Annotated in this window: 19 protein-coding genes; 6 read left to right on the forward strand and 13 right to left on the reverse strand. The window is 64.6% G+C overall.

From position 1 onward, the window contains the following. The 3 genes from ENN83_RS02475 to ENN83_RS02485 form a co-directional block, all read right to left on the reverse strand. A partial coding sequence (locus tag ENN83_RS02475; RefSeq protein WP_287183724.1) for an SDR family NAD(P)-dependent oxidoreductase occupies positions 1–97 on the reverse strand: 97 nt, incomplete at its 3' end. Positions 98–193: 96 nt separating this feature from the next. Then, positions 194–1,369, reverse strand: a complete 1,176-nt coding sequence (locus ENN83_RS02480; RefSeq protein WP_253087863.1) for an acetyl-CoA C-acetyltransferase — start codon at positions 1,367–1,369, stop codon at positions 194–196. 135 nt (positions 1,370–1,504) lie between these two features. After that, positions 1,505–2,344: an EAL domain-containing protein gene (locus tag ENN83_RS02485; RefSeq protein ID WP_132695113.1), complete on the reverse strand. Its 840-nt coding sequence runs from the start codon at positions 2,342–2,344 to the stop codon at positions 1,505–1,507. A 132-nt stretch (positions 2,345–2,476) separates the two neighbouring features. Here ENN83_RS02485 and ENN83_RS02490 point away from each other — a divergent pair, with 132 nt between their 5' ends. From ENN83_RS02490 to rplT, 3 genes are all read left to right on the forward strand, one after another. Continuing rightward, complete coding sequence (locus tag ENN83_RS02490) at positions 2,477–3,052, forward strand: DNA-3-methyladenine glycosylase I (protein WP_287183682.1); 576 nt, start codon at positions 2,477–2,479, stop codon at positions 3,050–3,052. A gap of 239 nt (positions 3,053–3,291) precedes the next feature. Then, positions 3,292–3,492 (forward strand): 50S ribosomal protein L35, encoded by a 201-nt coding sequence (rpmI, locus tag ENN83_RS02495; RefSeq protein WP_287183684.1) that lies wholly within the window; start codon positions 3,292–3,294, stop codon positions 3,490–3,492. A 12-nt stretch (positions 3,493–3,504) separates the two neighbouring features. Further along, positions 3,505–3,867, forward strand: coding sequence for a 50S ribosomal protein L20 (rplT, locus tag ENN83_RS02500; protein WP_253087866.1), 363 nt, complete (start codon positions 3,505–3,507; stop codon positions 3,865–3,867). A 70-nt stretch (positions 3,868–3,937) separates the two neighbouring features. Here the strand turns inward: rplT and ENN83_RS02505 are convergent, their stop codons facing one another. Beyond that, positions 3,938–4,549: a nitrogen fixation protein NifQ gene (locus ENN83_RS02505; protein ID WP_287183688.1), complete on the reverse strand. Its 612-nt coding sequence runs from the start codon at positions 4,547–4,549 to the stop codon at positions 3,938–3,940. 277 nt (positions 4,550–4,826) lie between these two features. On the opposite strand from ENN83_RS02505, the gene pheS reads away from it, so the two are divergent. The 3 genes from pheS (at position 4,827) to ENN83_RS02525 (ending at position 7,412) form a co-directional block, all read left to right on the forward strand. Further along, positions 4,827–5,900: a phenylalanine--tRNA ligase subunit alpha gene (pheS, locus tag ENN83_RS02510; protein WP_287183691.1), complete on the forward strand. Its 1,074-nt coding sequence runs from the start codon at positions 4,827–4,829 to the stop codon at positions 5,898–5,900. Positions 5,901–6,013: 113 nt separating this feature from the next. Next, a complete protein-coding gene (locus tag ENN83_RS02515) occupies positions 6,014–6,145 on the forward strand; it encodes a hypothetical protein (protein ID WP_287183694.1) in 132 nt (43 codons plus the stop codon). A 259-nt stretch (positions 6,146–6,404) separates the two neighbouring features. Then, positions 6,405–7,412 carry a PIN domain-containing protein gene (locus ENN83_RS02525; RefSeq protein WP_287183697.1) on the forward strand — a complete coding sequence of 336 codons (1,008 nt, stop codon included), beginning with the start codon at positions 6,405–6,407 and terminating at the stop codon, positions 7,410–7,412. Here the strand turns inward: ENN83_RS02525 and ENN83_RS02530 are convergent, their stop codons facing one another. From ENN83_RS02530 to rpsP, 9 genes are all read right to left on the reverse strand, one after another. After that, complete coding sequence (locus ENN83_RS02530; RefSeq protein ID WP_287183700.1) at positions 7,413–8,303, reverse strand: terminase gpA endonuclease subunit; 891 nt, start codon at positions 8,301–8,303, stop codon at positions 7,413–7,415. A gap of 83 nt (positions 8,304–8,386) precedes the next feature. Then, positions 8,387–9,196, reverse strand: coding sequence for a division plane positioning ATPase MipZ (locus tag ENN83_RS02535; RefSeq protein ID WP_287183703.1), 810 nt, complete (start codon positions 9,194–9,196; stop codon positions 8,387–8,389). Positions 9,197–9,390: 194 nt separating this feature from the next. Further along, positions 9,391–9,612 carry a 50S ribosomal protein L31 gene (gene rpmE / locus ENN83_RS02540; protein WP_253087871.1) on the reverse strand — a complete coding sequence of 74 codons (222 nt, stop codon included), beginning with the start codon at positions 9,610–9,612 and terminating at the stop codon, positions 9,391–9,393. An 11-nt stretch (positions 9,613–9,623) separates the two neighbouring features. Continuing rightward, a complete protein-coding gene (gene rplS / locus ENN83_RS02545; RefSeq protein ID WP_287183707.1) occupies positions 9,624–10,001 on the reverse strand; it encodes a 50S ribosomal protein L19 in 378 nt (125 codons plus the stop codon). A 52-nt stretch (positions 10,002–10,053) separates the two neighbouring features. After that, complete coding sequence (gene trmD, locus ENN83_RS02550) at positions 10,054–10,884, reverse strand: tRNA (guanosine(37)-N1)-methyltransferase TrmD (RefSeq protein WP_287183709.1); 831 nt, start codon at positions 10,882–10,884, stop codon at positions 10,054–10,056. Positions 10,885–10,922: 38 nt separating this feature from the next. Then, entirely contained in the window at positions 10,923–11,270 is a 348-nt protein-coding gene (locus ENN83_RS02555; protein WP_287183712.1) for a hypothetical protein, read from the reverse strand. A gap of 29 nt (positions 11,271–11,299) precedes the next feature. Next, positions 11,300–11,809 (reverse strand): ribosome maturation factor RimM, encoded by a 510-nt coding sequence (rimM, locus tag ENN83_RS02560; protein WP_287183714.1) that lies wholly within the window; start codon positions 11,807–11,809, stop codon positions 11,300–11,302. Next, on the reverse strand, positions 11,810–12,460 hold the full coding sequence (gene bluB, locus ENN83_RS02565) for a 5,6-dimethylbenzimidazole synthase (RefSeq protein ID WP_287183718.1): 651 nt from the start codon (positions 12,458–12,460) through the stop codon (positions 11,810–11,812). 3 nt (positions 12,461–12,463) lie between these two features. Continuing rightward, positions 12,464–12,808, reverse strand: a complete 345-nt coding sequence (gene rpsP / locus ENN83_RS02570) for a 30S ribosomal protein S16 (protein ID WP_287183721.1) — start codon at positions 12,806–12,808, stop codon at positions 12,464–12,466. Positions 12,809–12,830 lie beyond the last annotated feature (22 nt).

The raw sequence follows: 12,830 nt of genomic DNA on the forward strand, positions 1-12,830 counted from the left end.
AGGTCGCCGCGACCGTGTAGCCCGCCGCCTTCAGCGCCTTGCTGATCGCCGCGCCGATGCCGCGGCTGCCGCCGGTGACGAGTGCAACTCTTGCCATGATTCCTCCAGAATGGGTGTCGATTGCGCCGGTAACGGTGTTACGCAAGAAAGATTGGGCGCGCAACAATATTGCGCGCCCATCCTGTCCCCGGGCTTACGGCCGTTCCAGGCACATTGCGACGCCCATGCCGCCGCCGATGCAGAGGGTGGCAAGGCCCTTCTTCGCGTCGCGGCGCTTCATCTCGAACAGGAGCGTGTTCAGGATGCGCGCGCCCGAGGCGCCGATCGGGTGGCCGATGGCGATGGCGCCGCCGTTCACGTTCACGATCGCCGGATCCCAGCCCATGTCCTTGTTCACTGCGCAGGCCTGGGCGGCAAAGGCCTCGTTCGCCTCGACCAGATCCAGATCGCCGACCTTCCAACCCGCCTTTTCCAGCGCCTTGCGGCTGGCATGGATCGGGCCGACGCCCATGATCGAGGGATCAAGCCCCGCCGTCGCGTAGGAGGCGATGCGCGCAAGCGGTTCCAGCCCGCGGCGTTCGGCCTCGTCGGCCGACATCACCAGCACGCCCGCCGCGCCGTCATTGATGCCCGACGCATTGGCCGCGGTCACGCTGCCGTCCTTGGTGAAGGCGGGGCGCAGTTTCTGCATGCTGTCGAGCGTGGCGCCGTGGCGGATGTACTCGTCCGCATCGACGATGGTGTCGCCCTTGCGGCCCTTGACCGTCACCGCCACGATCTCGTCGGCGAACTTGCCGGCCTTCTGCGCGGCCTCGGCCTTGTTCTGGCTGGCCAGCGCGAACTCGTCCTGCATGTCGCGGCTGATCTGCCACTGGTTCGCCACGTTCTCGGCGGTCTGGCCCATGTGATAGCCGTTGAAGGCGTCCCACAGCCCGTCCCGGATCATTGAATCGATGAAGGACAGATCGCCCATCTTCTGGCCCGCGCGCAGGTGGGCGACATGGGGCGAAAGCGTCATGTTCTCCTGCCCGCCGGCGGCGACGATGGCGGCATCGCCAAGCTGGACATGCTGGGCCGCCAGCGCCACCGCGCGCAGGCCCGAGCCGCAGACCTGGTTGATCGACCAGGCCGCCGACTCGATGGGGAACCCGGCATTGATGTGGGCCTGGCGGGCGGGGTTCTGGCCCTGGCCCGCGGTCAGCACCTGGCCGAGGATGGTCTCGGACACCTCGGCCTTGTCGATGCCGGCGCGTTCAACCAGCGCTTCCAGCATGATGCGGCCAAGCTCGTGGGCGGGCACCGTTGCGAAAGAGCCGTTGAAACTGCCGACCGGCGTGCGCGCGGCCGAGACGATGACGACATTGGTCATGGTTTGGTACTTCTCCCCTGGTCGATTTTCGTGCGCACTATAGGGATGCGGATGCAGAAAGGCACCCCCTGTCAGTGACCGGGAATGCCCAGCCGAGGCGGGAAACTGCCAGGCGCCAGCACGATGGCGCAGCCGTCAGGCGCGGCGCTTTTCGCGGCCCTCGCGCCAGGGGGGCACGAGCGACGGCGCGCCGAAGGCAAAGCCCTGCATGCAGTCGATCCCGGCCGCCGCCAGCCAGGCCGCGTCGCGCGCGGTTTCGACATTTTCGGCGACCGTGAACATGTCGAAATGCTGGCCGATGGCGATCAGCGCCTGGGCCAGTACCTGGTTGTCGGGACTGTCTGCGATGCCGCGGATGAACTGGCCGTCGATCTTGAGGATGTCGAAATAGAACTCGCGCAGATAACGGAAGGCCGTATAGCCCGCGCCGAAATCGTCCAGCGCGAAGGCGATGCCCTTGGTCTGCAATTCGCGCATGAAGACCGACACGAGGTCAGGCATGACCATCGCCGAGCTTTCGGTGATCTCCAGGATCAGCCGTTCGGCGACCGTGGCGTCGCGGGCGAGGCCGTCCTCCAGCGTCTTCTTCCAGCGTGGATAGCCGATCGAGCGGGCCGACATGTTGATCGCCAGGCGCAGGTCCGGCGCCTCGGTCAGCGCGATCAGTCCCATCTCCAGCGCGAGACAGTCGATCATCCGGCCCATCTCGTTCGTCTCGACCGTCTCGATGAAGTCGCGCGCGGGGATTACCCGGCCGGTATGGTCGAGGATACGGATCAGCCCCTCGTAGAACGCGACCTGCCCATGTTCGACCGACTGCACCACGGGCTGGAAGGCCAGCAGCACATCGCGCCGCTCGATCGCCTTGTGCACGGTCTGGAGGATGTCCCGATCCCGCTGGGTGATCGCGACGGAAAGCGGGCTTTCCTGTCCAGGCTCCACGACGATTTTGGCATCGGCTTTCTTGCTTGGCATGCTGTCTCTCCGCTTCCACGCGGACCAGTTGTGGGCAAAGCCGTTAAGGGCGAATGAATGTTCGCATTAGGTTCCAATTTTCGATAATCTGGACGCGACCTGCCAACCAACTGTAAATAAAGAGGTCTTGTAATGGACGAGCGATGCTGGTGGTGCGGAGCGGACCCGCTTTACGTGGCGTATCATGACACCGAATGGGGCATTCCGGAGCGTGACGGGCGGGCGCTTTTCGAGAAGCTGATTCTCGACGGCTTTCAGGCGGGGCTGGCCTGGATCACCATCCTGAGAAAGCGCGAAGCGTTCCGCGCAGCCTTTGCCGGGTTCGATCCCGCGGTGATCGCGGGTTGGGGCGAGGCCGAGGTCGCGCGCCTGCTGGCCGATCGCGAGATCGTGCGGCATCGCGGCAAGATCGAAGCCGCGATCGGGAATGCGCGGGCATGGCTTGACCTCGAGGCGCGCGACGGGTTCGCACCCTTCCTGTGGCGCCATGTCGATGGCCTGCCGATCCAGAACCGGTTCGCAGCGCCGGGCGACATACCTGCCGAGACGCCTTTGTCGCGTCAGGTATCGGCGGATCTGCGTGCCGCGGGATTCCGTTTCTGCGGGCCGACGATCACCTATGCCTTCATGCAGGCGGTGGGAATGGTCAACGACCATCTCGTGACCTGCCCGCGCCATGACGAAGTCGCGGCGCTGGCCGGGCGGTAGCGGATCCGCTGCGGGTCTTGCGCCGGCCCGCGGGCGGCGACCGTCCGGGGGCCAGCCCCCGGACCCCCGGGATATTTCCGGCCAGAAGAAGGGGAGGCGCGCGTCTCTTGCGGCATGGTCGTGGTGGGCTTTGTCCTTGCAAAGCTGGGCCGGGGGCCTTATTGAGGCGGCTCGATGTTGCGCGGCCGGCCCCAGTGGCATGCCGAGTCGCGCCTGAACCGCCCGAAGAGGAGACGGAAATGCCCAAGATGAAGACCAAGTCGAGCGCCAAGAAGCGCTTCAAGGTGACGGCGACGGGCCGGGTGCTTGCCGCCCAGGCCGGCAAGCGGCACGGCATGATCAAGCGGACGAACAAGTTCATCCGCAGCGCCCGCGGGACCTCGACGCTGTCGGCCGCGGACGAGAGGATCGTCAAGACCTACATGCCCTACGACCGCTGAGGAGGCCGAACCATGTCCCGAGTCAAAGGTGGAACGACCACCCACGCCCGTCACAAGAAGGTCATCAAGGCGGCGAAAGGCTATTACGGCCGCCGCGGCAATGCCTATCGCACCGCGACCCAGGCCGTCGACAAGGCCAACCAGTACGCGACCCGCGACCGCAAGCAGCGCAAGCGCAATTTCCGCGCGCTGTGGATCCAGCGGATCAATGCGGCCGTCCGCGCCTGTGACGAGACGCTGACCTATTCGCGCTTCGTCAACGGCCTGGCCACCGCCGGGATCGAGGTCGACCGCAAGGTTCTGGCCGATCTCGCGGTGAACGAGCCCGAGGCGTTCGGCGCCATCGTCGCCCGGGCCAAGGCCGCGCTGGCCTGATTCATCGCGATCCTGCCTTTCTGCCCCCGTCCGGTCGCCCCGGGCGGGGGTTTTGCGTTCCGCGTGCTGATCAGGCCGGCCTCGGGGCGGAGATGCCGTTGCGCAGCCGGGCCGGGCGGGCCTCGCCTGTCTCCTTGCCGAAGCAGGTCTCGAAATCAGTGCAGACCGGCGCGGAGCAGAGCACGAAGCACTCCTCCTCGCAGAGCGTGCGGAAGAAGAACCGCTTCCATGTCATGCTGGCGGTGTTCTGGCGGGCAAGCGGCGCGAAATGGCGATCGAGCAGCGCCGTCAACTCGCCCCGGTCGCGCATGGCCAGGTCCTGCCAGAGATGGTCGGGTTCCATCGCGCGGCGGGCGATCATGGCGGCCAGCGGGTGGTCCAGCGGGCTTGCGCCGATTGCATGGGCCCGCAGCAGATCGCGGACCGAGGTCTCTTCGATCTCTGCCGGGGGCGGGGAGTGCCGGGTCATTCGCTCGATCCCCGCGCCGCAACCCGGAAAAACCATGTCCGACAGGGCGCGCAGCGTCTGTGCGTCCAGCCCGGAATGGGCGCACAGCCTGCCCGCAACGCCGCCCTCGGCAATCGCCAGCGCCAGGATCGAGGCCAGAACATGGGCGTCGAACGGGTCGGCTTCCGGCGCCGTCCCCCTGATCAGCCAGCTATAGGCCTCGTCTGCGGTCATGCCCGGCTCCTTTCGCGCAAGAGGCGGAGGCGGCGCCCACCGGCCTGGACGGACAACCCGCGTCCACCGCTTGCCCCCTGATGGTCGCCGCGCTGGGCCTGCGGTCAACGCTGCGGTGGCGCGGCGTTGCGCCGATCCGCCCCGGCGCCCGGTTTTTCGGCAGATGCGCCCGCCGGTGCTGCCGTGACCGGTAATCTCGGCCCGGTGGCCGCACGCATTTGCAATCGCCGGACCCTGTGCTATCGACGCCACGAAATGCCAGCAAGGGGGCCCCGGAATGGACGATCTCAGGCAGAAATATCTCGACGCGATTGCCGGTGCGGGGGGCGAGGCGGCGATCGAGGAGGTGCGGGTTCAGGCCCTCGGCAAGAAGGGCGAGATCAGCCTGAAGATGCGCGAGCTGGGCCAGATGTCGGCCGAAGAGCGTCAGTCGATGGGGCCGAAGCTGAACGCGCTGAAGGACGAGATCACCTCGGCGCTGGCCGCGCGCAAGGCATCGCTGGCCGATGCCGCGCTGGAGGAACGGCTGGCCGCCGAATGGCTGGACGTGACCCTGCCCGGCCGTCCACGCTCGCGCGGCACGATTCATCCCGTCAGCCAGGTGACCGAGGAAATCACCGCGATCTTTGCCGATATGGGCTTTGCCGTCGCCGAGGGGCCGCAGATCGAAAGCGACTGGTTCAATTTCGACGCGCTGAACATCCCGCCCGAACACCCCGCCCGGCAGGAGCATGACACGTTCTTCATGGCGCGCGCCGCGGGCGACAACCGCCCGCCGCATGTCCTGCGCACGCACACGTCGCCGGTGCAGATCCGCGCGATGCAGGCCCGGGGCGCGCCGATCCGGGTGATTGCGCCGGGCCGGGTCTATCGCTGCGACTACGACCAGACACACACGCCGATGTTCCATCAGGTCGAGGGGCTGGCCATCGACCGCGACATTTCCATGGCCAACCTGAAATGGGTGCTGGAGGAATTCTGCCGCGCCTTTTTCGAGGTCGAGGGCGTGGAACTGCGCTTCCGCGCCTCTCATTTCCCGTTCACCGAGCCGTCGGCCGAGGTCGATATCCGCTGTTCTTGGGAAGGCGGCACGCTGAAGATCGGCGAGGGCAATGACTGGATGGAAATCCTGGGGTCCGGCATGGTGCATCCCAAGGTGCTTAAAGCGGGCGGCATCGACCCCGACCAGTGGCAGGGCTTTGCCTTCGGCATGGGAATCGACCGGCTGGCGATGCTGAAATACGGGATTCCGGATCTACGGGCGTTCTTCGATTCAGACCTGCGCTGGCTCAGGCATTACGGGTTCAGCGCGCTCGACATGCCGACGCTGCATGGGGGGTTGAATGGGTGAGTGCCTGGGTGCCGATAAAACTGTTCCATCCCGGATGATTACATTTCTCCTCGGCGATCTGCCCTTTTCATGGCAAGATCGGTTCTGAGGGATATTCGGGACGGGGCGCGGACATGCTGATCCATCTTCACAGCCAGGCAACGGCAACGCCCAAAGTGCGGGCGGCGATCCAGGCGAGCGAGGAGGCCGGGACGGTTCTGGCCGAACGTTTCGGTGATGAGGCGGATCAGAAAACGATCCGGTGAATCGTTTTCCCGCCGAATGCGCAGACGATCTACAAATGGCGCAAGCGCGACAGCGTCGAGGATCGCAGTCATACGCCGCAGGCCACACTTCATCGATATGTCTGGCTCTACAACCAGCAACTCCCGCAATCAGCCCTCGGCAGCAAACCGCCCTTGCAGGCGATGCAGGATTGGCATAAACTCAAGCCGGAGTTGTTCAGGAAACAACCTTACTACCTTCCGGGATGTGACAGCTACCCTATCCAGAAAATAGCAGGCCATGGGCAAAATGAATCTCTTTATAGATGCCAATATTTTTCTCGATTTCTATCATCTGAGCGGCGGTGACATCGAGGAGCTTAAGAAGCTGGTCGCACTGATAGAAGAGGGTGATATAACTCTATATTCGTGCAGGCAACTCATTGAAGAGGTTCGGCGAAATCGAGACTCAAAAATTTCAGATGCACTTAGGGAATTCAAAAAGGCGAGCTTCAAGGTCAGCTTTCCAGCATTTTGCAAGAGCTACGAAGAGTATGCTGAGATTCAAGACTTTCTGAAAAAGGCAAATACTAAGCACTCGGAGCTATTAGCAAAGTCAACCGTGGACATTCAGGCGAACGGACTTAAGGCAGATGAGTTGATTGCCGGCTTGTTCTCAAAGGCGAAGGACATACCAGTAACGAAAGCGATATTTGACAGGGCAACCAAGCGCTTTCGCATGGGAAACCCGCCTGGGAAGAAGAAGGTAACTATTGGCGACGAATTAAACTGGGAATCAATATTGGCAGGAGTTCCAGAAGGCGAAGACCTTCATTTTGTTTCCGGCGATGGTGACTATGCATCTACGGTTGTTCCAGAAGCCATGAATGCATTTCTTGATGAAGAGTGGGCGAGCAAGAAGAAATCGAACTTGAATTTTTACAAAAGCATCACTGATTTCTTCAAGAAAAACTTCCCAGATATAAAGCTTGCCAGCGACATTAAAACAAACAAATTGATTGAAAAACTTGCTTCCAGTTGGAGCTTTGCGACAACACATTCGATCATTGCAGAGCTTTCCAAATTGACAGATTTCTCAAAAGTCCAAGCCGAAGAACTGATCAACATTCTTGATTTGAACTCTCAGGTTTACTGGATAATTGAGGACAACGACGTAAGTGATTTTTACAAGCACATCTACGACAAGTATGCAGATGTTGTTAGCGATGAATTGAAGACCTCACTCGAGTCCAAGCTCTTCCCAGCACCAGAGGCACCCAACCCTGACGATGATGAAATTCCTTTCTGATCAGCGTTGCAGCCATGCAGATCGCACCACGGGTGGACGCCGCACGGGCGCGGCCTTCGTCGAGACTTCCTCTTCCCGCCGCCCCAAGTCCACGCCCACAAGGGGGCGGACGGCCATCGCATAGACCATGCAGTCCAGGGACTCGGCCCGCCGCCCCGTGATCCGTTCCCAGACGCGGACCGGCGCGCCGCGCTTGTAGCGCACCAGCCGCCGTTCGGAGGCCAGTTCTTCGAAGAACCTGTCTTCCAGCGTGTCGCTGAAGCGGACCGTCCGGCCGCGCGACAGGTGCGACGACAGCGTGGCCTTCAGCCCGTCCACGCCGACGATGAAGAGCCGACTCCCCCGCGTCTCGCTGGCCTTGATCGACGGCCGCGCGCCGGGTGCCCCCTTGATCGCGACCACGCGCCGGGGGAACCGGGGACGGCAGAAGGCCAGAACGGCGTCCATCGTCTCGCCGTCGCCCGCGTCCACGGCCACGGCGTCCAGGCGGAGCGTCCCGCCTCCTGGGTGCTGCCACTGGCCGCGCAGGAAGTCGTCCAGTTCCGCCCAAGTGTGATCTTCGTGAGGGCTGCCCCAGATGACGTGTTGCGCCAGGACGAAGATTTCCGTCTTCCCGTGCCCCAGGGTCACGATTTCCAGCCGGGCCCGTTGCACGTCGACTCCGGCCGTCAGGACCAGCACGCCCGGCGGCACGGCGTCGAGCCCGAACCGTTCCCGCCGTCCCGCCAGTTCGGCCTCATTGATCTCTTCGGCCGCCTCTCGCCAGCCTTCGGCCAGGATCGTGTTGAAGAAGGTCTGAAGCTGGTCCGGCTGCCCCTTCGCCGCGATGAATTCGGCCGCCAGCTTCGCCCAGCAAGCGTAGGGTGGGTGAAACCCACCACCTGCCCGCACCCACGTCCGCCCGCCGGTGGGTTGACACCCACCCTACGCACAGCCCGACCATGCAAGTAAGTTCCGGCCGGGGCCCAAGAGCCCTAGAACGTCACCTCGATGCCGGGCAGGCGCAGTTCTACCATCAGGTCGCGCAATTCCTGCCTTGCGGCGATGTTCGAGATGTTCATGCCGGTGACGCCGGTATCGCGCAGGTCCAGCAGCGTCAGGCCGCTGGGGAACAGCTCGCGAAAGATCACCCGTTCCGAGAAACCCGGCGCCACGCGAAAGCCGATGCGGCGCGACAGGTTGGCCAGCGCGTCGCCCATCTTGCGCTTGTTGTGCATCTGCTGCGCGCCCAGCCGGTTGCGCAGCACCACCCAGTCGATCGGCTTCAGTCCGGCCTGCGCGCGCATCTGGCGGGCGTTCCAGACCATCTCGGAATAGATCGACGGGCCGAGGATCTTGCCGCTTGCCCCGTCATGCCGGGCCAGCAGGTCGAAATCTATGAAACTGTCGTTCAGCGGCGTGATCAGCGTGTCGGCCAGCGTGTGGGCGATCTGGCTCAGCCGTGTATGCGAGCCGGGGCAGTCGATCAGGATGAAATCCTTGTCCTGCTCCATTCCGGCAACCGCCTCGGCGATGCGGCGGTCTTGCGGGTTCTCGCCCTGCTCCAGTTGCTCGGGCGCGATCTCGGGCAATTCGCGGTAGTCCGGTGTCGGCAAATCGAGGCCCGAGCGGTCCATATAGGCGCGCCGGTTCTCAATGTAGCGGCCAAAGCTGCGCTGGCGCAGGTCCAGATCCAGCGCGCCGACCCGGTGGCCCAGCCGCGCCAGCGCGGTCGCCACATGCATCGACATGGTGGACTTGCCCGCCCCGCCCTTTTCATTGCCGACGACGATGATATGCGCCACGTCACCTTCCCCCTGCGATCTGCATGACTATGGGCGAGAGAGTCGCCGACAACCATATGTTGTGGCAAGCGGTAGTCAAAGCGGGAGTGGAGGACAAGGTGTCACGATTACGGCGCATGGTCCTGCCGCAGCCTCCGCCACATGAAAACGCCGCCCCGGGGGGCGGCGTCTCCGCAGTGCTGAAACCGGCGGGATCAGAAGCCCAGGCCCTCGTATTTCTTCTTGAACTTCGACACGCGGCCACCGGTGTCCATCAGGCGCTGGCCGCCGCCAGTCCAGGCGGGGTGCACCGACGGGTCGATATCGAGGGCGAGCATGTCGCCCTCCTTTCCATAGGTCGATTTCATCTGGATCACGGTGCCGTCGGTCATCTTGACGTCGATCACGTGGTAATCGGGGTGGATATCCTTGCGCATGGTCGCTCTCCTCACGCCTCGGTCTTGGGCTTGTAGGTGCTGTCCTCGGCGATGCGGGCCGATTTGCCACGGCGCGCGCGGAGGTAGTAGAGCTTGGCGCGGCGCACGCGGCCGCGGCGCACCACCTCGATCGAGTCGATATTCGTCGAGTAGAGGGGGAACACCCGTTCCACACCCTCGCCGAACGAGATCTTGCGAACGGTGAACGACCCGGCGATGCCGTTGCCGTTGTTGCGGGCAATGCACACGCCTTCGTAGTTCTGAACGCGCGAACGGGTGCCCTCGGTCACCTTGTAGCCCACGCGGACCGTATCGCCCGGCTTGAAGTCGGGAATCTTCTTGTCGAGGGCGGCGATCTGTTCCGCCTCGAGCTGTGCGATCAGGTTCATCGCAGCGTCTCCATCTCTGCTCGCGGTTTTCTCCGCGAAGGTGATGCAGCCCTCAGAGCTCTCGGTCTCCGTCCGGGTCCCTACCGCGGCTTGTGCAGTAAGCCCGCCAGAGTTCAGGGCGGCGTTCCTTGGTCAGCCTTTCGGCCTCGGCCCTCCGCCAGGCGGCGATCTTCGCGTGATGGCCCGACAGGAGAATGTCGGGTATCGCGCGGCCTTTCCAGACGACGGGTCGTGTGTACTGCGGATGTTCAAGCAGGCCCTCGGAAAAGGATTCCTCCTCCGTGGATGCCCGATTTCCGAGTACGCGGGGTATAAGGCGGACAGTCGCGTCAATCAAGGCCTGTGCCGCGATCTCGCCGCCCGTCAGAACGAAATCCCCCAGGCTGACTTCCTCGACGCTGAACTCCTCGATTACCCGCTCGTCCAGCCCCTCGAACCGACCGCAGATCAGGGTGATGCCCTCGGCCTGCGCGAAGCGTTGCGCCATCGCTTGCGTGAACGGTGCGCCCCGGGGGGAGAGGTAGATCAAAGGCCAGCGGCTGCGGTCCGCGGGCGTGCCCAGCGCGGCGTGATCCAGCGCGGCGCCCATCACATCGGGGCGCAGCACCATGCCGGCGCCGCCACCTGCCGGGTTGTCGTCGACATTGCGGTGCCTGCCCTCGCCGAAGGGGCGCAGATCGACCGTTTCCAGCGCCCAGAGCCCCATTTCCAGTGCCCGTCCGGTCAGCGACAGGCCCAGAACGCCGGGAAACGCCTCGGGAAACAGGGTGATGATGCGCGCGGTCCAGGCGCCTTTCAGGCGGGGCTGCGTGTCCATCAGGTCGCGGGGCTGAAGGCTCGCCGAGATCGAGAGCCGCCCATGGGATTTCGGTTTGTCCGTCATGGGCGGTCTCTAGGCGCAAACGCGGCCGGGCGAAAGCCTCAGCCCTTGCGCGACACCACGGCCGCGCCGACAAGCCCGACCGCCGAGACGAGGATCGGCAGCCAGAGCGGCAGCGCGACAACCGGGGCGCCAAGCGTCCAGACGATGCCGAAGCCGATCAGGAAGACAAGGTTGACCCAGATGATCTGGTTGAAGACCATCATCGGCAGCGCCCCGGCCAGCGTCTTGCCCTGCGCGGCGCGGGTGGCCGCGGCCGCGGGGTCGAGGGCGCGCGCGACGGTGGCCAGCGCGGCGATGACAAGGATGACCCAGACCGGGTTTCCCGATTGCCCGGCCAGGAAGGCCCCGGCCAGGATGATCGCGTAGAAGATGTTTGCAGGGGACATGGTGATTCTCGTTCCTTGTTGGTCGGCGATCAGGGGAGCAGCCCTTCGGGCGGATCCGCAATAAGGCGCCCCGCCGCAAGATCGACGGTGGGCACGCAGGCCGCGGTAAAGGGCAGCAGGACCGTCGATGTCAGCCCCGGCCCGTGGATCTCCAGAAGATCCCCTGCGCCATGGTCATGCACCGCCCGCACCCGGCCCAGAACCTTGCCGCCGGTATCCAGCACCTCAAGCCCGATCAGGTCGGCATGGTAGAACTCGTCATCGGGCAGGGCGGGCAGGGCGGCGCGGTCGGCGTGAAGCCGCACGCCTTTCAGCGCGTCGGCCTGTTCCTTGGTGGCGATGCCGGTCAGCCGGGCGGCAAACCCGCCCTTGACCGGTCGGGTCAGCGTCACCGCAAAGGACCGTTTGCCATCCTCGGTGAAAAGCGGGCCGTAATCGGCGATGGATTCGGGTTCGGCGCAGAAGCTTTTCAGCCGCACCTCGCCCCGGACCCCGAAGGAGCCGCCGATCACGCCCACACAGACACGGGGCTCGGCCATCTAGCGCCCCTCGACATGCAGCGATCCGGCGCGCCGTTCCCAGCCGACCTCTTCCAGTTCGGGCTGGTCGCGTTCCACCTCGGGCCAGCCGATGCAGAGATAGGCCACCAGCGACCAGTCCTCCGGCACCGCCAGATCACGGCAAAGCCGGTCGGGATCGAGCACCGAGACCCAGCCCACGCCCAGCCCCTCGGCCCGGGCGGCCAGCCAGAACATCGAGATCGCGGCCACGACCGAATAGCGCCGCATCTCGGGCATGGTGGCCGCGCCCAGCCCCGCGCCCTGGGGCGTGGCCTCGTCGCAGAAGACGGCCAACTGCACCGGGGCGCGGTCCATCCCGGACAGCTTAAGCTGCGGATAAAGCGCAGCCTTTTCGCCGTCATAGCCCGCAAGGGCGGCGGCATTCGCGGCCTCGAAATTCGCGCGCGCGGCCTGACGGGCGGTCTCGCTGTCCAGTCGCAGGATGCGCCAGGGTTCCGACAGGCCCACCGAAGGCGCCAGCCGGAACGCATCAAGGCAGCGGTCCAGAAGCGCCTCGTCCACCGGGTCGGGACGGAAGTGCCGGACGTCGCGCCGCCACCGCATGAGCCGGGAAAGCTCGTCGCGGAAGGCGGGCGCGAACCGGTCGGGCTGGGGAGCCTGGGCGGGCATCGGTTACTCGGCGCTGGCCTTGGCGGCCTTTTCCTCGGCGCGGGCCTTTGCCTTGGCGCCGGGCACGGCTTTCTTGGGGTTGCTGCGTTCGGTTTTCGCAACGATACCAGCGGCTTCCAGCATGCGGGCGATGCGGTCGGTCGGCTGGGCGCCCTGGCCGAGCCAATGCTTCACGCGGTCCAGATCCATGCGGACACGCTGTTCGTTGTCCTTGGCCAGAAGCGGGTTGTAGATGCCCAGCTTCTCGATGAAGCGGCCGTCGCGGGGGGCGCGGCTGTCGGCCACGACGATGCTGTAGAAGGGACGCTTTTTCGAGCCGCCGCGGGCGAGACGAAGTTTCAGTGCCATGTCAGTTTCTCCTGTATCTGGC

The organism is Rhodovulum sp. (genome assembly GCF_011048875.1).
Lineage (GTDB): Bacteria > Pseudomonadota > Alphaproteobacteria > Rhodobacterales > Rhodobacteraceae > Rhodovulum > Rhodovulum tesquicola.

Excerpts from the sequence above, each read along its gene's own strand:
- ENN83_RS02480 (WP_253087863.1), bottom strand. The coding sequence starts at position 1,369 with ATGACCAATGTCGTCATCGTCTCGGCCGCGCGCACGCCGGTCGGCAGT.
- ENN83_RS02485 (WP_132695113.1), bottom strand. The coding sequence starts at position 2,344 with ATGCCAAGCAAGAAAGCCGATGCCAAAATCGTCGTGGAGCCTGGACAG.
- ENN83_RS02490 (WP_287183682.1), top strand. The coding sequence starts at position 2,477 with ATGGACGAGCGATGCTGGTGGTGCGGAGCGGACCCGCTTTACGTGGCG.
- rpmI (WP_287183684.1), top strand. The coding sequence starts at position 3,292 with ATGCCCAAGATGAAGACCAAGTCGAGCGCCAAGAAGCGCTTCAAGGTG.
- rplT (WP_253087866.1), top strand. The coding sequence starts at position 3,505 with ATGTCCCGAGTCAAAGGTGGAACGACCACCCACGCCCGTCACAAGAAG.
- ENN83_RS02505 (WP_287183688.1), bottom strand. The coding sequence starts at position 4,549 with ATGACCGCAGACGAGGCCTATAGCTGGCTGATCAGGGGGACGGCGCCG.
- pheS (WP_287183691.1), top strand. The coding sequence starts at position 4,827 with ATGGACGATCTCAGGCAGAAATATCTCGACGCGATTGCCGGTGCGGGG.
- ENN83_RS02515 (WP_287183694.1), top strand. The coding sequence starts at position 6,014 with ATGCTGATCCATCTTCACAGCCAGGCAACGGCAACGCCCAAAGTGCGG.
- ENN83_RS02525 (WP_287183697.1), top strand. The coding sequence starts at position 6,405 with ATGGGCAAAATGAATCTCTTTATAGATGCCAATATTTTTCTCGATTTC.
- rpmE (WP_253087871.1), bottom strand. The coding sequence starts at position 9,612 with ATGCGCAAGGATATCCACCCCGATTACCACGTGATCGACGTCAAGATG.
- rplS (WP_287183707.1), bottom strand. The coding sequence starts at position 10,001 with ATGAACCTGATCGCACAGCTCGAGGCGGAACAGATCGCCGCCCTCGAC.
- trmD (WP_287183709.1), bottom strand. The coding sequence starts at position 10,884 with ATGACGGACAAACCGAAATCCCATGGGCGGCTCTCGATCTCGGCGAGC.
- ENN83_RS02555 (WP_287183712.1), bottom strand. The coding sequence starts at position 11,270 with ATGTCCCCTGCAAACATCTTCTACGCGATCATCCTGGCCGGGGCCTTC.
- rimM (WP_287183714.1), bottom strand. The coding sequence starts at position 11,809 with ATGGCCGAGCCCCGTGTCTGTGTGGGCGTGATCGGCGGCTCCTTCGGG.
- bluB (WP_287183718.1), bottom strand. The coding sequence starts at position 12,460 with ATGCCCGCCCAGGCTCCCCAGCCCGACCGGTTCGCGCCCGCCTTCCGC.
- rpsP (WP_287183721.1), bottom strand. The coding sequence starts at position 12,808 with ATGGCACTGAAACTTCGTCTCGCCCGCGGCGGCTCGAAAAAGCGTCCC.